The sequence below is a fragment of the Pantoea deleyi genome, from assembly GCF_022647325.1.
Taxonomy (GTDB): Bacteria; Pseudomonadota; Gammaproteobacteria; order Enterobacterales; family Enterobacteriaceae; genus Pantoea; species Pantoea deleyi.
This window is the reverse complement of record NZ_CP071405.1, coordinates 1,524,746-1,543,262: the sequence shown is the minus strand read 5'-3', so window position 1 is coordinate 1,543,262 and position 18,517 is coordinate 1,524,746. Positions and strand designations below refer to the sequence as shown.

14 protein-coding genes, 1 tRNA gene and 1 pseudogene are annotated in these 18,517 nt (G+C 57.5%); 1 reads left to right on the top strand and 15 read right to left on the bottom strand.

Annotation, left to right across the window (positions count from 1 at the left end; translation table 11 throughout):
- Positions 1 to 40: 40 nt before the first annotated feature.
- The 10 genes from J1C59_RS07185 to J1C59_RS07140 form a co-directional block, all read right to left on the bottom strand.
- On the bottom strand, positions 41 to 1,648 hold the full coding sequence (locus J1C59_RS07185) for an ABC transporter substrate-binding protein (RefSeq protein WP_128084503.1): 1,608 nt from the start codon (positions 1,646 to 1,648) through the stop codon (positions 41 to 43).
- 81 nt (positions 1,649 to 1,729) lie between these two features.
- Complete coding sequence (locus tag J1C59_RS07180) at positions 1,730 to 3,007, bottom strand: NAD(P)/FAD-dependent oxidoreductase (RefSeq protein ID WP_128084504.1); 1,278 nt, start codon at positions 3,005 to 3,007, stop codon at positions 1,730 to 1,732.
- 10 nt (positions 3,008 to 3,017) lie between these two features.
- Complete coding sequence (locus J1C59_RS07175) at positions 3,018 to 3,686, bottom strand: haloacid dehalogenase type II (RefSeq protein ID WP_128084505.1); 669 nt, start codon at positions 3,684 to 3,686, stop codon at positions 3,018 to 3,020.
- A 27-nt stretch (positions 3,687 to 3,713) separates the two neighbouring features.
- Positions 3,714 to 5,183 carry an aldehyde dehydrogenase family protein gene (locus tag J1C59_RS07170; protein WP_128084506.1) on the bottom strand — a complete coding sequence of 490 codons (1,470 nt, stop codon included), beginning with the start codon at positions 5,181 to 5,183 and terminating at the stop codon, positions 3,714 to 3,716.
- Positions 5,184 to 5,630: 447 nt separating this feature from the next.
- Entirely contained in the window at positions 5,631 to 7,088 is a 1,458-nt protein-coding gene (locus J1C59_RS07165) for an NAD-dependent succinate-semialdehyde dehydrogenase (RefSeq protein WP_128084507.1), read from the bottom strand.
- Positions 7,089 to 7,245: 157 nt separating this feature from the next.
- Complete coding sequence (gene cbl, locus J1C59_RS07160) at positions 7,246 to 8,205, bottom strand: HTH-type transcriptional regulator Cbl (protein WP_128084508.1); 960 nt, start codon at positions 8,203 to 8,205, stop codon at positions 7,246 to 7,248.
- 826 nt (positions 8,206 to 9,031) lie between these two features.
- Positions 9,032 to 9,949, bottom strand: a complete 918-nt coding sequence (nac, locus tag J1C59_RS07155; protein WP_128084509.1) for a nitrogen assimilation transcriptional regulator NAC — start codon at positions 9,947 to 9,949, stop codon at positions 9,032 to 9,034.
- 450 nt (positions 9,950 to 10,399) lie between these two features.
- Positions 10,400 to 11,425, bottom strand: a complete 1,026-nt coding sequence (locus tag J1C59_RS07150) for an ABC transporter permease (protein ID WP_208721843.1) — start codon at positions 11,423 to 11,425, stop codon at positions 10,400 to 10,402.
- A 23-nt stretch (positions 11,426 to 11,448) separates the two neighbouring features.
- Positions 11,449 to 12,933 carry a sugar ABC transporter ATP-binding protein gene (locus tag J1C59_RS07145; RefSeq protein WP_128084511.1) on the bottom strand — a complete coding sequence of 495 codons (1,485 nt, stop codon included), beginning with the start codon at positions 12,931 to 12,933 and terminating at the stop codon, positions 11,449 to 11,451.
- 32 nt (positions 12,934 to 12,965) lie between these two features.
- On the bottom strand, positions 12,966 to 13,889 hold the full coding sequence (locus J1C59_RS07140) for a sugar ABC transporter substrate-binding protein (RefSeq protein WP_111140678.1): 924 nt from the start codon (positions 13,887 to 13,889) through the stop codon (positions 12,966 to 12,968).
- 503 nt (positions 13,890 to 14,392) lie between these two features.
- Between J1C59_RS07140 and J1C59_RS07135 the strand changes: the two genes are divergently transcribed.
- Positions 14,393 to 14,468, top strand: a tRNA-Asn gene (locus J1C59_RS07135).
- A 75-nt stretch (positions 14,469 to 14,543) separates the two neighbouring features.
- On the opposite strand, the gene J1C59_RS07130 is transcribed toward J1C59_RS07135, so the two are convergent.
- The 5 genes and pseudogenes from J1C59_RS07130 to J1C59_RS07110 form a co-directional block, all read right to left on the bottom strand.
- Positions 14,544 to 14,846 carry a transcriptional regulator gene (locus J1C59_RS07130; protein ID WP_128084512.1) on the bottom strand — a complete coding sequence of 101 codons (303 nt, stop codon included), beginning with the start codon at positions 14,844 to 14,846 and terminating at the stop codon, positions 14,544 to 14,546.
- Positions 14,812 to 15,202, bottom strand: a pseudogene (locus J1C59_RS07125) (type II toxin-antitoxin system RelE/ParE family toxin). Before J1C59_RS07125 ends, J1C59_RS07130 begins: the two are co-directional and overlap by 35 nt.
- Before the next feature lie 334 nt (positions 15,203 to 15,536).
- A complete protein-coding gene (locus tag J1C59_RS07120; RefSeq protein WP_339329381.1) occupies positions 15,537 to 15,770 on the bottom strand; it encodes a hypothetical protein in 234 nt (77 codons plus the stop codon).
- Positions 15,771 to 15,905: 135 nt separating this feature from the next.
- Positions 15,906 to 17,207 (bottom strand): LLM class flavin-dependent oxidoreductase, encoded by a 1,302-nt coding sequence (locus tag J1C59_RS07115; RefSeq protein ID WP_128084514.1) that lies wholly within the window; start codon positions 17,205 to 17,207, stop codon positions 15,906 to 15,908.
- 36 nt (positions 17,208 to 17,243) lie between these two features.
- Entirely contained in the window at positions 17,244 to 18,323 is a 1,080-nt protein-coding gene (locus J1C59_RS07110; protein WP_128084515.1) for an iron-containing alcohol dehydrogenase family protein, read from the bottom strand.
- Positions 18,324 to 18,517 lie beyond the last annotated feature (194 nt).

Here is an 18,517-nt window from a genome sequence, read left to right as displayed (position 1 = left end):
GGCGAACTCCCTATAGGTAGCCTGATGGAGCAGGCGGAGATCAGGCGGACAGCCAGGCAAATTCATGGAAGCGATAGCCCATCATCATGCCTGACGGCCAGGGCTCGACGCCTTTGACCTTTTTGCTGTAACCATCGGTCGAGCTGATAAAGGTCGGGATGATGGTGCCGCAGTGGTCATAAATCAGCGTCTGCATGTCGCCATACATCTGCTTACGTCTGGCCTGATCGCGCTCGCCGCGCGCCGCGACCACCAGCTGATCGAACCGGGGATTTTTCCAGCCCGATTCGTTGTTCGGTGCGGTTGAGAGATAAAACTGCGAGAAGAGCATGTCCAGCGTCGGACGCGGGTTTATCGAGCCATATCCCAGCGGATCTTTCATCCAGTGCGAAGACCAGTAACCGTCATACGGCACGCGTCGCACTTTGACATTCAGCCCCGCCCCGCGCGCCATCTGCTGGATCAGCTGACCGCCTTCGTTCGCCCCTTCGATATTCGGGGTGGTAATGATCTCGACGGTGGAACCGGTCATGCCCGCTTTTTTGATATGAAACTTCGCTTTTTCCACATCCAGCGGACGCGGTTTGAGATCGGCGTTATAGAGTGGATGCCACGGCGGCACCGGGGTGTCATTACTGACGTCGCCGTAACCCTGCAGGACCGTTTTCACCAGCATTTCACGCGGCTGCAGATATTTCATCGCCAGCACGAAATCTTCGTTATTGCCCGGCTTCATGTCGGTGCGGATAATCAGGTTGGTGTACATCCCTGACTTACTCTCCAGTACGCCAAACTCCCCGCTGGCTTTGAGACGCTTACAGTCGGCGGCGGTGAGGGTTGACACCATCTGCAGATCGCCCGACATCAGGGCGTTGACGCGCGCCGCGCCGTCGGTGACGCCAATCAGCTCCACCTCATCCAGATGCGGCAGTCCCGGCTTATAGTAGTTGGGGTTCCGGGTGCCGATGGTGCGGGTTCCCGGCATAAAGGTTTTGCAGATAAACGGCCCGGTACCGATGCCTTTACTGAAATCGGTCGTGCCCTCTTTGACGATTAAAAACGGCGGCGTCGCCAGCATGTAAGGGACATCGAAGTTGGCACTGTTCAGCTCCAGCTGCACCTCGCTGTCGCTGACGGCGCTGAAGGCTTTAAACTGATCGGCCAGCTTAAAGGCGATAGAGGCGATGGCAGGATCTTTGTGGCGGCTGAGCGAGAAGATGACATCGCTGGCGGTCAGTGGTTTGCCATCGTGGAAGGTAACCCCTTTACGCAGCTTAATGTGCCAGGTAATGCCGTCGCTGGACTCCAGCGATTCCGCCAGCGCCGGTTGCGCCATCAGGTTTTTATCCAGCTCGGTCAGACCGCTGTAGAACATAAACTGGCGGGTGTAGTCGGCGCTGTTATTGCTCTTGGCCGGATCGAGCGTATCGGTGGCGGAGGCGTTCGACATCGCCGCGCGCAGTTTACCGCCCCTGACCGGCTTGTCGTCCGCCAGTGCAGCCCCGGAAAAACCGACCAGGCCACTGCTCATCACCGCACCGGCGGAGAGGATTTTCATCAGGCTGCGGCGGGACAGGGAACCCTCGGTGATCATGCGCGTCAGTGCCGGATTTACCGCATCAGCGTCGTTATTATCAAATTTACTCATCTCTCTACCCTCAATAGTCAGGCGAACCGGGAACAGGGTCTGGCGGTGCTGATGACCTGGCGACCAGCACCCGACGGGACGTTAAGAAAGGCGATCCTTTGCTTTGTAATAGAGTCCTGCGAGCGGTAAAAACCATGGCTTGCCGTGATAACCGGGCAGCGCGGGCCATGAGTCACGCTGCCAGGGATTTTCGTTGCGCTTTTCGGCCAGCAGATCGGCCATCACGCGCCCCATCCAGACCGACATCTGTGTGCCGTGTCCGCTGTAGCCCAGTGAATAGAAGATCCCCTCCTGTTCTCCCGCGTGTGGCAGACGGTCGGCGGTCATATCGACCATGCCGCCCCAGCAGTAGTCCACCCGCGCCTGGCGGAGCGGTGGCAGCATCTGCGTCAGTGCGTGATGCAGGATCTCGCCGCTGCGCGAATCGGAGGTCGGATTGCTGACCGCAAACCGCGCCCGCCCGCCGAAAACCAGCCGGTGATCGCGGGTGGTGCGAAAATAGTTGCCGATGTTGAGCGACGTCACGTAGGTCCGATCGTGAGGCAGCACCTGACGCAGCAGCGCCGGGTCGAGCGCTTCGGTCACGACAATAAAGCTGCCGACCGGCACGATGCGGCGCTGAAACCAGGGGAACGGGCCGACGTTGGAGCAGCCCGTCGCCATCAGTACTTTATCGGCCAGAATCGTGCCCTGCGCGGTGTGAATCCGATGCTGATAGCCCCTGAGGCGCTCCAGCTTCGTCACGGCGTGGTGCGGATAGATCTTCGCCCCGCTGCGGGCCGCCGCCTCCGCCAGGCCGACGCCAAATTTCCCCATGTGCATCTGACCGCCCCGCTTCTGCAGCAGGCCGCCGTGGAAATCGTCGCTGGCGATCTCGTCGCGCACCGCCGTTTTGTCGAGCAGTTCGATCTGCGGATCCACAGTGCGACGCATCAGTTCATATGCTTCCCGCAGACCGGCCATATGCGACGCTTTGCTGGCAAGTTTGAGCTTGCCGCACAGCCGGAAGTCACAATCGATCTGCTCCTCCTGAATCAGCTGCCAGACATAGCTCACCGCATCGTCAAATGCCCGGTAGAAGCGGCTGGCCTGCTCCAGACCCTGGCTCGCCACCAGCGAAGCGAAATTGTGGGCCACCCCGGTATTGCAGTGGCCGCCGTTGCGCGCCGACGCCTGGCTCATTACGTCGCCACTCTCCAGCACCACCACGCGGATACCGCTGCGCGCCAGACTGAGCGCGGCCGAGATACCGGTGAAACCGCCACCGATCACAACCACGTCCGCCTGAGCGGGCAGCGGTTCGCGGGCGGCGCCGGTAAACGCCGGGGCGGTGGCCTGCCAGAACGATTCCAGTTTCATGGGGAGTTCCTCAGAGTCCGACTACGCCGGGCAGGCCGCCGATATCGTTGATTTCGGTGTACTGGTAGTAAGGATTGGCCGGTTCATGACCGCGATTGACCCAGACTTTGTTTTTGATGCCGAGATCATGGGCGGTCATCAGGTCATAACGGAAGCTGGAAGAAACATGCAGGATCTCCTCCGGGCCGCAGCCGAGTCTGTCGAGCATGTACTCGAAGCCTTTCATCTGCGGTTTGTAGGCGCCCGCCTCTTCCGCCGTGATGGTCATGTGGATCGGTGCGCCCAGGCGAGGAATATGGTGCGGGATAAGATCCTTCATCGAGTTGGTCAGCAGCACCAGCGGAAACGCCGTGGCGACCTTCGCCAGCCCGGCGGGCACGTCGGGATGCGGTCCCCAGCTGGCGCAGTCGGTGTAGATAAAGTCACTGTCTGCTTTGTCCCAGCGGACACCCCACTTTTTGCAGGTGCGCTGAATCGCATTGCTGACCACGTCGTAATAGGGCTTCCACGCGCCCAGCACCTCATCCAGACGGTAGCTGGAAAAATCGGTGGTAAAGGCGTGCATGTCGTCCGGATCGACGCGGTCGCTAAAACAGCGCTGCGCAGCGCCCGCCATGTCGAAGCGAATCAGCGTGCCGTAACAGTCGAACGTGATAAATTTCGGTTTAAACAGTGCCATGTAACGCCCTCGTCTTGTCAGTTGCGCTTAGAAATCGATGAGTACACTCTTCTGCCGCTGGCAGGCCTGAAATGCCTGACGGCCCAGATCTTTACCAATGCCCGAGCCGAGAAACCCGCCGGTCGGAATGATAAAGTCGCCGGAGCGGCCATAGCGGTTGATCCAGACGGTGCCCGCCTCGATGGCGCGCATTGCACGCAATGCCCGCGGCAGGCTCAGGGTGTGGACACCGGCGCAGAGGCCATAGGTGTCGTGTGCCGCCATCGCCAGGCCCTGCTCCTCTTCATCAAACGTCTGCACCGTCAGCACCGGACCAAAAATCTCCTGCTGCACGGCCGGATTATCCTGGGTGAGCTGGCTCAGCAGGGTCGGCTGCCAGAACCAGCCTTCGTCGGTGCCGGCAAAACGTTCTCCGCCCACCAGCACTTCAGCGCCCTGCGCTTTCGCCGCCTCGATCACCGAGCTGACTTTCCGGCCCTGACGCTCGTCGATTAACGGCGCGTAGCGGCTCTCCTCCTGCCAGGTCACGCCCGGTTTGACGTCCCGACAGAGTTGTATCAGCCGCGCGATCAGCGGCTCAGCCATATTGCGCTGCACGATAAGCCGGGTGCCTGCCACACAGGCCTGGCCGCCGTTGGCCGTGAAGCCGCGCAGGATCCGCTGGGCCAGAATGTCCGGGTCGCCCGCATCATCAAATACCAGCTGCGGACTTTTACCGCCCAGCTCCAGCGTGACCGGCTTCATGCCGTGCTGCGCGGCATCGCTCATGATGCGTGCGCCGGTCAGGGTCGATCCGGTAAAGGAGACTTTGCGCACCAGCGGATGGGTCACCAGCGCGCTGCCGGTGACGGCACCGCTGCCCTGGACAATATTCAGCACGCCCGCTGGCAGGCCCGCCTGAATCGCCAGCTCCGCCATGCGCACCGTTGAGAACGGCGTCAGTTCAGAGGGTTTCAGCACCACCGCGTTGCCCGCCGCCAGCGCCGGGCCGCATTTCCACGACGCCATCGACAGCGGAAAATTCCACGGGGTAATGGCGGCGATGACGCCATAAGGTTCAGCAATCAGCATGCCGAGGCTGCTGTCGCGGGTCGGAAAAAGGTCGCCGCTGTATTTGTCGGCGCATTCGGCATAGAAGCGAATCGCTTCAGCGGTAAAGGGAATTTCATGCAGCACCACGTCGCTGATCGGCCGGGTCGAACCCAGCGCTTCCAGCCGGGCCAGCAGGGGATCCTGCTCAATCAGATCGGCCCAGCGCCGCAATACCCGGCCGCGTTCGCGGGGCGCGCAACCGGACCAGCCACTGGTTTTCAGCGCCTGATGGGCATCGGTCACCGCACGATCGACATCCTGCGGCGTGGCGTCCTGCAGCGTGGCATAGACCCGGCCATCAGAAGGCCGCTTTACCTGGAAAGTGGCGCCCTGACACTGACAGTGCTGACCGCCAATATAATGGCCGACGGGAAGAGAAACTTTTTCAGGGTCGAAACTTAACATGGAAGCATTCCTTATTTGTTACACCCATCAGTGGCCGGGTTATCACTTTTTATGACCACCCATTTCTGCGCTGTTAATTAACTAATGCAGAAAGTATGCCAGCCGGACAAAAAATAAAAATGCGTTTAAAACAGCGCAAAAAAATTTTCTGCCGTATTGTCCCGGGATTTTTTGCGGAATTGCCGAACCATTAAACAGATGATTTACTTCACAAAATTTATGCACCCTGCGGGTGCAACCTGCACGGAAATTGCACCAAAGCGGATATTCCGGCGAAGACGGCTCATTCCATCGCACGACACGCGGCGATTTACTGACCCGATTCACACCTCTGATAATTTTTTTACTTTTTTAAAAAAGACTATTTGACGCCGGGGAATTTCTGCTTTCCTACCGGCAAAAAAAAAGCCAGCCGGATTGACCGGCTGGCGCGCTATTATTTTTTTATTAAAGGCTGCCAATATGAAAGGTTTTCAGCTCCAGATATTCCTCTATTCCGTAACGGGAACCTTCGCGACCCAGACCCGAGTGTTTCACGCCACCAAAGGGCGCCACTTCCAGAGAGACCGCGCCGGTGTTAAAGCCTACCATGCCCGCCTCCAGCGCTTCCGCCACCCGCCACCCCCGGCGGATATTCTCGGTAAAGAAATAGGCCGCCAGGCCGTACGGGGTGTCATTCGCCATGGCGATCGCCTCCTCTTCCTCATCAAAGATAAACAAGGGTGCGACCGGGCCAAAGGTCTCTTCGTGGGCGATGCGCATCTTCACCGTAACATCACCGAGCACGGTGGGCTGAACGAAAGTTCCCCTCTCCTGGCTGATGCCGCCCGTCAGCAGCGTCGCACCCTGGCTGAGCGCATCGTCAATGTGACCCTTCACTTTTTCCACTGCACGGGCATTGATCAGCGGCCCAATCGTACTGCCAGGCGCAAAGCCATCCCCCACTTTCAGGGTGGCGACCGCCTCCAGCAGCCGTTCGGTGAAGCGGGGATAGATGTTGCGCTGGACCAGAATGCGGTTGGCGCAGACACAGGTCTGTCCGGCGTTGCGGAACTTGCTGAGCATGACGCCCGCAACCGCAATCTCAATATCGGCATCATCGAAGACGATCATCGGCGCGTTGCCCCCCAGCTCCAGGCTCAGACGCTTGAGGCTGTTGGCGCTCTGCTGCATCAGTAACTGCCCGATACGGGTCGAGCCGGTAAAGGAGATTTTGCGCACCGTCTGGCTGCGGGTCAGCGTCTCACCAATTTCCTCAGGCAGGCCGGTGAGCATCTGCAGCACGCCCGGCGGGAAACCGGCACGCTCCGCCAGCACTGCCAGCGCCAGCGCCGAGAGCGGCGTTAACTCAGAAGGCTTTACAATAATCGGACAGCCTGCCGCCAGCGCGGGCGCGACCTTGCGGGTGATCATCGCTATCGGGAAGTTCCACGGCGTGATGGCGGCAGCGACCCCGACCGGCTGTTTCAGGACCAGAATGCGGCGATCGTCGCTGGGCGCGGGAATGGTGTCACCGTAGATGCGGCGGGCCTCCTCCGCGAACCATTTTACGAAACTGGCGCCGTAGAGAACCTCGCCCCGGGCTTCTGCCAGCGGTTTACCCTGCTCGGCGGTCATGATCATCGCCAGGTCATCAGCATGATCCAGCATCAGCTGGTGCCATTTTTCCAGCAGCGCGGCGCGGCTGGCATGCGTCGTTCTGCCCCAGCTGATGCGCACGGATTCCGCGCAGGCTATCGCCTGCTCCGTCTCTGCCCCGCCCAGGGCCGGGATCGTGGCCAGGGTTTCGCCCGTCGACGGATCGTTGACCGGCAGCGTGGCGCCCTGATGGCCATCCTGCCAGCGTCCGGCAAACAGCGCCTGCTGGCGCAGCAGATCGCTGTCGTTGAGTTGTAGTCGCGACATAACATCCCCTTGTGGTAAGCAAATTCCACTTTATCGCGCCTGATGCGTGCAGGATGTTGTTGTGCCGGGTCAGAAAGGCGGGCCAGCGAGTTTTTGGCCCGGATTTGAAATTTTATGCCGTGCAGGCACCCGGCGGCTCTGCCGGGTGCGACTGAAATCAGATCTGGAAGTCGATAACCGGTTCATCGTCGCTGCTGTAGGAGAGCGCCTGACGTTTAATCTCCTCCAGCGAGAGGTTAGCATTGCAGAGTTCGAGGAACTGCCAGACATAGTTTCTTTGCAGCTGGCCGCGCTTGAGGCCAAGCCAGACCGTGCTGGGGTCGAACAGGTGCGTGGCGTCAATGCGGACCAGCTCTTCGCTCTCTTCGGTTTCACACGCCTGATCCGCCAGTATCCCGACGCCCAATCCCAGCTTAACGTAGGTTTTGACCACGTCGGAGTCCTGGGCGCTGAGCACGATATCCGGCTTCAGCCCCGCCGACTGGAAGGCCCGATCGACGCGCGACCGGCCGGTGATCCCCTGGCGATAGGTAATGAGTGGATAGCGGCTGAGCGTGCTGAGTGACACCGGCTGATTCTGCACCAGCTCATGCCCGGCGGGCACCAGCAGCGCGTGATGCCAGCTGAACCAGGGAAACGCCGCCAGGCTGCTGTTGTTGACCAGCATTTCACTGGCGATACCGATATCCGCCTCTCCCGCCAGCAGCATGGTGACGATTTCCTGCGGTGAACCCTGGTTGAGTTCGAGCCGGACGTTGGGATAGAGCTGGCGGAAGGCTTTAATCACTTTCGGCAGGCTGTAGCGCGCCTGGGTATGGGTGGTGGCAATGGTCAGGATACCGCTGGTTTCATTGGTAAAGACATCGGCCAGCCGTCGCACTTTTCCCGCTTCGTCCAGGATGCGCTCGGCAATCGTCAGCAGCGCTTTGCCCGGTTCCGTCATGCCCAGCAGACGCTTGCCGCGACGGATAAAGATCTCAACGCCCAGTTCATCTTCCAGATCGCGGATGTGACGACTGACGCCTGACTGGGACGTAAATAGCGTGTTAGCGACTTCCGTTAAGTTAAACTCACAGCGGGCCGCCTCGCGGATGATTTTAAGTTGCTGGAAATTCACGGTATTTACCTCCCTTTACATAATCTGATTCCCTGATGGTAAGAACTATTATTGATAACAGGAAATACTAAAAAATTTACCTTTATGAATTTAGGGAATAACGGGAGGAATAAGGTAGTCCTGTAAGAGGTTCAGTCAGTTCTGCTTGCCGGTGGAGATACGGCATTGATGCGTGAAACGACACCGAGCGGATTTCGTTCGCCTGGCAGGCCAGGCAGTTTCAGGCCGCCTTTGCTGGCGACCGACAAGGGAGCGCCAGTCGCCGCGCCCCCGGCTCCGGCCTGCATTACCGCCGCTTCGCGGTCCCTTCGCTTATTCCGGATTTCTCACGGACCGGCGGGACGCGACATCCCTGTCGCTCGTCCTGAAATCCCTCATACGCTCAGCGGCTCTGACGGCCTCCCTTCCCGCTGTAACGTCTTCTTTCTGTGTTAGATGCTATATCGCTTTAAGTTAACGGGCTGGCTCTGGCTTCAGGGCCAGCAGACAACACTGCATCGCAAAAAACAAAAGAACTTACAGGTGTAGGGGCGTGAGAGAAGTTTTCGCAGCGCCAGGGAAAAAACCGGAGGTATAAGGAGCCGACAGAAGATCGGCAAAGAGCCGGATCGTGAGCCACAGGGCAGAGAAGTAACCCCGCAAAGCGGGGCGCGAAGAGAACCAGAGGCCGGAATTGTCAGGAGGCGCCCGCCCGCTCGGGCAACCTGAAAGGCCCCGCTGCCTGGCGGACGAAGCCCGCTCAGTGCAAAGCCGTAGTGAAGTTCTCCCGCAACGCTCAACGGCTTTTCTGTGAACCCCCGCCACGCCTGCCCTCAACACAACGCCCTTACCCCACTAACATCAACTCACGCTCTTCACTCAGCGGCTTATTGAGTAGCGACAGCAGAATATTTTTCACGGCCTGCGCAGAAGGCGACAGTGGCAAACGGGCGGAGATATTCAGCGAAAGCGGCAGACTCAGCGATGGACTGTTGATGCGCGACATCCAGGCATCGGCTGAGCCCACCAGCGCGCGGGCGGCCGATTCCGGCAATACCGTTACGCCCATCCCGCTCGAAATGGCGGCGGTCAGCGTAGAGATCGATTCGATCTCGCCGATAATACGCGCACTCAGGCGGCGCAGTGAAAATGCCTCATCGACCCGCTTGCGCACCGCGCTGTAGTCGCGCGGTAAAAACAGGCTCATCTGCGCCACATCGGCCAGGTCAACGCTGGCGCCCGGATAGTCGGTCGCGCCCACCAGATAGAGATCTTCTTTCATCAGCGGCATGCTGCTGATTCCTGCCGTCGGCGCGCGATCGTACAGGACCGCCATATCCAGCTGACCGTTCATCACTTTCTCGTTCAGCACGCTGCCGCTGTTTTCATGCAGGTAGACCAGCACTTCCGGGAACTGATCGCGAACCGTCTGTAACAGCGGCATGGTCAGCGATGATGCCGCCGTACCCGGTGCCAGACCAATCGACACCTGACCGCTCAGCACCTGCCCGGCGTTGATGACCGCCGTCTGCGCCTGCTCACACTGGCGCAGAATCGTCCGCGCGTGACCATAAAGAATTTTGCCTGCCTCGGTCGGCGTCACACCACGCTTGGTGCGGATCAGCAGCTGCTGGTCCAGCTCACTCTCCAGCGTTGCCACCTGCTGACTGAGTGCAGGCTGGGCGATATGCAGCACTTCTGCTGCCTGCGTCAGACTGCCGATATCGACGATTTTCACAAAGTACTTCAGTCGTCTTAAATTCATCTTGCCTCCGTCACTCACCCCGAATAGCGAAAAAGGTCTTAGCCCTTCGCCCTGATAACAGAGATTTTGCAAGATGCAGGCCAGGTTTAAACATCGTCATGCGTGCAGGGCGAGGATGTTTTCTAACGGCCCGGAAAATAAGCGTTTCTGATTACCTCCTATGGGTTAATAAGGATCGTCGATAGCGCATTGCCGCGGGGAAAGCAATGGAACGCACTGTCACAGTGCAGACGCTGCGAGTCAGACGTGCAGAAAAGTGATGACGGAAATCATCACTTTCCGGGCAGTGCAAAGGTTGCACCTGCGGCCGGAGCCTGCCAGGCCTGAAAAGAGGGATGACAGCAGGGAAAAGAGTGTAAGCGCTATCAGCGCGATTACTTATTACTGACGGGAACTGATAAGAGCAAACGCTGCCCTCTTCCCGGTGCTGAAGAGGGCAACGCCTGCCGGTTAACGTTTTTTGCGGTTACGATGCATGTCGATAGAAACCGCTGCCACGATGATGATGCCTTTGATGATGTCCTGAATGTAGGCATCGACGCCGACGAAGGTGAATCCGCTTTTAATCAGCCCGAGAATGACCGCACCGATTAAGGTGCCGGTGATCCGGCCTACGCCACCCATCAGGCTGCTGCCGCCGATGACGGCTGCGGCAATCGCGTCCAGCTCGTAAGACATCCCCATGCTCGACTGGCCGCTGCTGACGCGCGCCGCCAGCACCACACCCGCCAGGCCAGAGAGCGCGCCGGCAATGGTGTAGACGATAATCAGATACTTATTAACGTTGATACCGGAGACCTTCGCCGAGGTCATGTTGCCGCCGATGGCGTAGACATATTTGCCGTAGCGGGTATGTTTCAGGGCGATGTGGAATAACAGCGCCACCACCAGGAAAATCACCACCGGCATGGCACCCTGGCCGATTGCGGTAAAGCCATCGGACAGGAAGCTGATGGGATTGCCCTGCGTGTAGTACTGCGCCAGACCGCGAGCCGACACCATCATGCCGAGCGTGGCGATAAAGGGTGGAATCCCGGTGCGGGTGATCAATACCCCGTTGACCACCCCGGCCAGCAGGCCGACGCCGATACCGGCCGCGATCGGGATAACCGCAGGCATATTCACCAGCGATGGATACATCGGCGAGAGGCTGTCAGAGGTCTGCGCCAGGCTCGCGGCCACGACCGCCGCCAGGGCAATCACAGACCCCGAGGAGAGATCGATACCGGTGGTGATAATGACCTGAGTCACCCCGACGGCGATGATCCCGATAATCGCCACCTGCAGCACAATCAGGATCAGACGGTTGGTGTTGAGCAGGAAAGACTGGTCGCGTACGTACCAGCCAAACATTTCAAAAATCAGGGCAATCCCGACCATCACCACGAAAATGCCGGTATCTTTCGGCAATTTATGACGCAGGCTGGCAAAAAAAGAGGGTTGCTGCGGGGCTGCCGGCGTGGCAGTAGCTTTCATATTGCTCATAGTGGTCTCGCGCCTCATTCGGATGCCAACGACAGAATGGTTTCCTGATCGGCGTCTTCTTTATCGAGGATGCCGGTTATACGCCCGCCGTGCATGACCATCACCCGGTCACTCATGCCGAGAATTTCCGGCAGTTCAGATGAGACCATGATGATTGCGACGCCACGGTTGGCCAGTTCACTAATTAAACGGTAGATTTCTGCTTTTGCACCAACGTCGATGCCGCGCGTTGGTTCATCCAGAATCAGGATCTTCGGTTGTGCCAGCAGCCAGCGGGCAATCAGCACCTTCTGCTGATTACCGCCACTGAGGTTGTTGATGATCTGATCCATGGTCGGGGTTTTGATATTGAGACGGCGAATCTGATCCATACAGTCCTGCGCCATCTTCACATGACTGACAAAGCCACTCTTGCCGCTGTATTCGGGCATATTGACGATGCTCATGTTTTCCATCACCGACAGCACCAGAAACAGTCCGGACTTTTTACGATCTTCGGTGAGAAAGGCCATGCCCTTCTCGATCGCGGTGGAGGGCGAGTCGATCGTCACCGGCACGCCATCAATTAAGATCTCGCCGCTGTCGAAGCTCTCCATCCCGAACAGGCTCTCCATCACCTCGCTGCGTCCCGCGCCCACCAGCCCGGCGACGCCGAGGATTTCTCCCCGCCGCACACTGAAACTGACGTCGGTAAAACGATCGCGACAGCTGAGATTGCGCACCGTCAGCACCTCATCGCCGATCGCACTGTTGAATTTCGGGAACAGCTGGGTCAGTTCGCGTCCCACCATCTGGGTGATCAGCGACTGGCGGGTATACTTCGCCGTCTGGTCGCTGGCGATCCAGCTGCCGTCGCGGAAGATGCTGACCTCGTCGGTGATGGTAAAAATCTCATCCATCTTATGGCTGATATAGATGATCGCTTTGCCCTGCTCGCGCAGGTCGCGAATGATGGTAAACAGATGCGCCACTTCGGTTTCCGTCAGTGCGGAGGTTGGCTCATCCATAATGACAATGTCAGAGTCCCAGGAGACCGCTTTGGCAATCTCGACCATCTGCTGCGACGCAATGCTCAGTTCTCCCACCATCCGTTCGGCTTTGAGCCGGATATTGAGGCGGTTCAGCAGTTCCTGTGTGACCTGATTCAGTCGGGCGTGGTCGACGAAGCCGAATTTCATCGGTTCGCGGCCCAGCCAGATATTCTCAGCGACGGTCATGTAGGGCACCAGGTTAAGCTCCTGGTGGATCATCGAAATGCCGGAACGCAACGCGTCCATGGTGTCCTGAAACTGCACCGGCTCCCCTTTAATTCTGATGGTGCCCTTATCGGGACGATACATCCCGATAAGGCACTTCATTAAAGTGGATTTGCCCGCGCCATTTTCGCCCATCAAGGCATGTACCGTTCCCGGACGCACCCGCAACGACACGTTGTCGAGGGCTTTAACGCCGGGGAAGAACTTGCTGATGCCTTCGGCTTCAAGCGCAAACGCGTTCATTTATCACCTCCGTACAGCTGGGTCGGGAACGATTATTTCAGGTTACGATTGGTAAACTGTTCCATGTTCTCTTTGGTAATCAGCTGGTAAGGGATATTGATCACTTTCTGAACCTGTTCGCCTTTTACCAGTTTGATGGCCGTCTGTACGGCACCCTCACCCTGACCCTTCGCATCCTGGAAGACCGTCGCGACCATCTTGCCCTGCTTCAGCATCTGCAGTGCATCAGGCGTACCATCCACCCCGGCGATCAGGATTTTATCCGGGTTTTTACCCAGCGCCTGCAGCGCACCAATCGCCATTTCATCGTTATTAGAGGCGATGGCGTTGATCTGATCGCCCGCCGTTAACCAGTTGCTCACCACATCTACCGCGTCGTTACGGGTAAATTTGGCGGTCTGCTTCTGCACGATCTTGATGCCAGGGAATTTCGCCGCAACCTGCTCGACACCTTTGGTACGGTCGCGGGTCGCTTCGTTCGCCAGATCCCCCATCAGGATGGCGACGTTACCTTTTCCGTTCATCGCCTTGGCCAGCGCTTCCATCTGTAAGCGTCCGGCCAGTTCAGAGTCGGAGCCGACATAGGCCATTTTGCCGGTCAGTTCCGCCTGCGGACGGCGGTTAACAAAGACCAGCGGGATGCCTGCTTTGCTCGCCTGATCCATAATCGGTTTCACCGCATTGGTGTCGACCGGGTTGACGATCAGGGCATCTACGCCCTGGCCGATAAAGTTCTGTACCTGCTGCAGCTGCTGTGAAACGTCACCCTTCGCATCTTCAACCTGCCCTTTGACGTTATCTTTCTGCATCTCTTTCTGCATTGAGTTGCGCAGAATGGTCAGGAAGTTGTCGTCAAACAGCGCCATCGAGACACCCACCGAAATATCTTTTGCCATAACCGCGGCAGGTAACATGCAGGCTAACAGTGAGGCGACAATCGTTTTTTTGATGTTCATAGGTACCCTTCTTATTTGTTAACTTGCTCAGCAGCGCTATGAGAATGAAAAATATCTTTTACATTCATCCAGTCTGACTGGCGTCTGTTTCGGGAAATTTGAGGTAAGACTTCAGGTTCTGACTATTTTTGTGATCGACCGCTCCTTTTCACAATCACTTGATCTACAGACAGTTAATTTCAGAATGCTGTTTCAGTTATGGCCGATAGTGACGACCGTGATGATAAGCAGTTTATTTGTTCCATCTAAAGTCGTTTTGAAATTTTTATCATAAAAGCACTGAAATGGTTGTTTTAACATCGGCAAACAGCAAAACTTTGACATGCCTCTAACATCTGCGGAGAAATGCCCGCAAAGTGAGATCCTGTTGGCAGTTTGAAAAGCCAGCAGATTTGGGGAAAAATCACCAATCCGCTGCTTTTACGAGCATCTGAACGCAATTCAGTAAACAGGGCTTTGACAAGCGGGATCCGTGCCGCTAATATTCGCCCCGTTCAAGCGATTCCTCTGTAGTTCAGTCGGTAGAACGGCGGACTGTTAATCCGTATGTCACTGGTTCGAGTCCAGTCAGAGGAGCCAGAATTAGAAAAGCCCGCTCAGGGAAACCTGAGCGGGCTTTTTGCTTTTGCGCGTCCGGGGTCTGCGCCCCTGTGATTACACCCGGAAACCGTCGTGCGAACCATCTGGCCGTTCTGCCGCCCGTTTCAGCTTCCCCCCTGCCGCATCGACATAGCGTTTCAGCGTGGAAAGTTTCAGGGCTCGTCCCGGCTTTTCCATGCCCGCCACGGCAGGCTGCGTGATACCCCGCGCTCCCGCCATTTCTGCCAGCCTCTTCTTCACTTTTTCACGCAGTTCAGCGAAGTGCATATTGAGCAGGATGTTTGTCGCCATAGCCTGCCCGTCGGCAACGACCTCCGGGTTTTCATCGGCAACAAGCGGTTCCAGCGTTCTGCCCATCACCTGACTCCTGGTGTTTAAGCGTCTTCAGCCAGTGTGTGCGTTCCCGATCGGCGACCAGAATCCTCTCCTGATAGCAACGCTGTTCATTGCCCGCCTTATTTCCGGCCCAAAGCAGGATCGCCGTTCGCTGTGGGTCAAATGCAAAGAACGCGCTGATCGGCTTGCCACCGCTCTGGATGCGTAACTCTTATATGTTCAGATAAACGGAGCCTCTGAGCGAATCCGCACACGGCCTGGAAAGACCGGCCCCTACTCCCGCCACATCATCAATGTTGCCAGCACGCAGTACGGTCGCTGTCATCAGGCAGAGAAAACCCGCGGTTAAATCGCTCCGTCGTTTTAATCGTCCACACAGGACATCCTCTGATACAGGTCAGGAGCTATGTAGCTGCACAGCGATAATCGAGTGTGCAGCAACGCCTCACCGGATGCCTGTGCGATGAACAGAAACGAAAAGAGGTGCCCGGCCTTTTCGGCGTGATTACATCAGGACGTCACTGTTTTGCGAGCAAGGGTGCAGTGAACGGAGCGCGGGTGAACCGGCGTGCTGCAACAAAAAGCCCGCTCAGGCATTACAGAGCGGGCTGATGAAGAAGATGGGGCCGCCGTAATGCATAGCGGTCGTAAATGTCAGCAATGTTCCTGACATGCCGGAGGCTAATGAGCGTGCCGCCATTCAGGCTGACGTTATCGCTTTTTTCGCCAGAACAGACAGGCCGCAAGCGCGGTCAGCACACCGATGAGTGGCATCGCAAACGCACCGGAAAGGAAGTTATGCTGATCGATAGCCTGTTCTTTCCGTATGTCGTTCAGTCGGGCAAGCGCCTGCTTTTCATCGGTCGCATCAATCTCTTCAGGCTCTCTCACGTAACCCTGCTCCGCCAGCTCTGCAGCACGCTTCCGTTCTGAGCTTCGCAGCACAACGGTCTCTTTGCCTCTGGTAAAAAAGCAGTGGTCTGACATCGCCTGTCCTCATCGTCCGTAGGGGAGATCACCACTATAGCGACCCGCTATCTTTTTTGGTAATTATCCACTGCGGCAGCCAGCAGGGCCCTTTTACACCGGCGGCAGCCCCAGATTCTCACGCAGGGTCGCAAACGCATACTCCTCGCGAAACAGTCCGCGACGGCGCAGTTCCGGGATCACCTGTTCCACAAACAGATCGAGCTGTTCCGGCATGATGGCGGGCATGATGTTAAAACCATCTGCACCGCCCTGCTCCAGCCATAGCTGGAAGTCATCGGCGATATCTTCAGCCGTGCCGACAATCACGCGGTGTCCGCGTGAACCGGCGGCAACGGCGGCCAGCTCGCGCAGCGTCAGGTTTTCGCGTTTTGCCATATCGGTCATCAGTCTGACACGGCTCTGGTTCCCCTCGCCCAGTGGCACCTCCGGCACCGGGCCATCCAGCGGATAGTGACTGAGATCCATGCTGAACCGCAGTGAGAGCTGGCTCAGCCCATTCTCAATATCCACCAGCGTGTTCAGCTCTTTCCAGAGTGCCTTCGCTTCTTCACGCGTGTGACCAATAATCGGCATGACGCCCGGCATGATCACCACCTGGTCCGGGCTGCGCCCCGCCGCCGCTACCTGCGCTTTTTGCGCACGATAGAAGGCCTGCGCCTCTTCCAGGCTGGCAGATGCGGTAAAGATCACTTCCGCCGTCTCCGCTGCAAGCTTCTGACCATCAGCAGAAGAACCTGCTTCGATAATTACCGGTCGGCCCTGCGGCGAACGGGTGATATTCAGCGGACCCTGAACCTGAAAATGTTCACCCTGATGATGAATTGGCTTAATCTTCTCATCGACGAAATAGCGCCCGGTCGCCTTGTCTGGCTGCAAGGCGCCCTCTTCCCAGCCCTCCCACAGTTTATTCGTTACGTCGAGAAACTCACGCGCACGAGCGTAGCGTGCAGCATGATCGGGCATATCGCTGCGGCTGAAGTTACGTGCAACGTCGGCGGAAAACGAGGTGACGACGTTCCACGCGGCACGACCCCGGCTGATGTGATCCAGCGATGAGAAGCTGCGCGCCAGCGTAAAGGGATCGCTGAAAGTAGTAGAGGCGGTCGCGGCCAGGCCGATATGCCGGGTATTGACCGCCAGCGCCGCCAGCATCGTCAGTGGTTCTAGACGCGCCATGGTCGATGGCAGACGATACATGCTGGTTGCCAGCGCATCACCGACAAAGAAGAGGTCGAATTTCCCTGCTTCGGCTTTTTTCGCCAGGGTGATCAGCCAGTCGATGTCGGTGGGATCGCCCAGCTGTTCCGTCAGGCGCCAGCCGCTGACGTGCTGGCCCACAGGTTGAACAAACAGGCCGAGGCGCAGGTGACGGGGTGAAGTGGCAGCATGCATATGTTATTCCTGATATGAAAAGTGAAAAAGCACGCCTCAGCGCGCCTGTAAAAGGGTGTCTGTTGCCCGCAGAGCCTGCTCGATTGCGCTGGCGGAGACGTTAAAAGGCAGGCGTTCTGCACTGGCTTTGGGGAATCTGACCTGCTGTGCAATATTGCGCAGTGCGGCCTGCCGATCGCCCGACAGCGCAGGCAGCACTAATGGCATGTCGTAATAGCGCAGAAGCGTAAGCAGTTCTGCATCGGGTTCTTCCGCCTGTTCCAGCAGCGACTGCACCAGCAGGCTGAACCCTACTTTTTCACCATGCAGCCAGTGATGCAGTTCTGGCTGATGTGTCAGGCGATTATGGATGGCATGCGCCAGCCCCGGCGTCGGCAGCGCATCACGCACGCTGTTTGCCAGACCGGCCAGCACGATTGAGGCATCAATAACTTTTACCAGCTCAGGCGTAACCTGCTGCTGCTGACAGGCGGCGATCGCGGCTTCGCCATAGCGCCTGAAAGCGTCCAGGGCCTGTCGCGCTGTCATTACCTTCAAATCCAGCGCCAGATCGTTCGGGTTATGCTTCTGGTAAGGCCGGAATTCATAATATTTTGCCAGCGCATCCACAATACCCGCTTTCAGAAAGCGCACATCGCTCCTGGCGATCACCTCACTGTCCACCAGCACCTGCTCTGGCATTTTTTCCAGCGGCTGACTGCGCAGATGCCCGCCCGTCTCGTCGTAAATAATCGCAAGCGGTGACCATGCCGCGCAGGTGGCGGCTTGAGTGGCGAAGTTGATTAGCGTCAGCCCCGGTAGCTGGCTGGCAGCGGCTTTGGCGGTATCCAGTACCCGTCCACCACCAATCGCCAGCAGCAACTCTGCACCCTGCTGTTCGGTTTGCTCTCTGACATGGGCAATAGCCGCTTCAGTACATTCACTCGTTAAAAAGTCCAGCTGCCAGCGAATATCAGACGCCGCCAGACTCTGGCTTAATTCGGGGTTAACCGCCTGCCACGCGCGCGGCGACGTTACTATCCGGATATGGCGGGAATAAGGCTTTATAAACTCACCGACGCGTGCACGCAGGCCCGCCTCATGTGCATAGGCTCGCGGAGAGGTAATTGCTAACACAGCGGTATCCTGATTATAAAAATTAGGCCAAAAAGGGATTCAAATACATTAAGTTGCTGACTGAAAATAGAGTTACTTCTTATTTAAATAGTACGGTAATCACTCATTTAAGCAATTGAAAACCCGCCATTCTTTATTCACAAATCTGCATGAGGTTAGTTATTTTTCACATATAGCAGTCTGACGCTTTACTG

Bases quoted from the DNA above. Each gene is read 5' to 3' on its own strand.
- J1C59_RS07185 (WP_128084503.1), bottom strand. From the start codon at position 1,648: ATGAGTAAATTTGATAATAACGACGCTGATGCGGTAAATCCGGCACTG.
- J1C59_RS07180 (WP_128084504.1), bottom strand. From the start codon at position 3,007: ATGAAACTGGAATCGTTCTGGCAGGCCACCGCCCCGGCGTTTACCGGC.
- J1C59_RS07175 (WP_128084505.1), bottom strand. From the start codon at position 3,686: ATGGCACTGTTTAAACCGAAATTTATCACGTTCGACTGTTACGGCACG.
- J1C59_RS07170 (WP_128084506.1), bottom strand. From the start codon at position 5,183: ATGTTAAGTTTCGACCCTGAAAAAGTTTCTCTTCCCGTCGGCCATTAT.
- J1C59_RS07165 (WP_128084507.1), bottom strand. From the start codon at position 7,088: ATGTCGCGACTACAACTCAACGACAGCGATCTGCTGCGCCAGCAGGCG.
- nac (WP_128084509.1), bottom strand. From the start codon at position 9,949: ATGAATTTAAGACGACTGAAGTACTTTGTGAAAATCGTCGATATCGGC.
- J1C59_RS07150 (WP_208721843.1), bottom strand. From the start codon at position 11,425: ATGAAAGCTACTGCCACGCCGGCAGCCCCGCAGCAACCCTCTTTTTTT.
- J1C59_RS07145 (WP_128084511.1), bottom strand. From the start codon at position 12,933: ATGAACGCGTTTGCGCTTGAAGCCGAAGGCATCAGCAAGTTCTTCCCC.
- J1C59_RS07140 (WP_111140678.1), bottom strand. From the start codon at position 13,889: ATGAACATCAAAAAAACGATTGTCGCCTCACTGTTAGCCTGCATGTTA.
- J1C59_RS07130 (WP_128084512.1), bottom strand. From the start codon at position 14,846: ATGGGCAGAACGCTGGAACCGCTTGTTGCCGATGAAAACCCGGAGGTC.
- J1C59_RS07115 (WP_128084514.1), bottom strand. From the start codon at position 17,207: ATGCATGCTGCCACTTCACCCCGTCACCTGCGCCTCGGCCTGTTTGTT.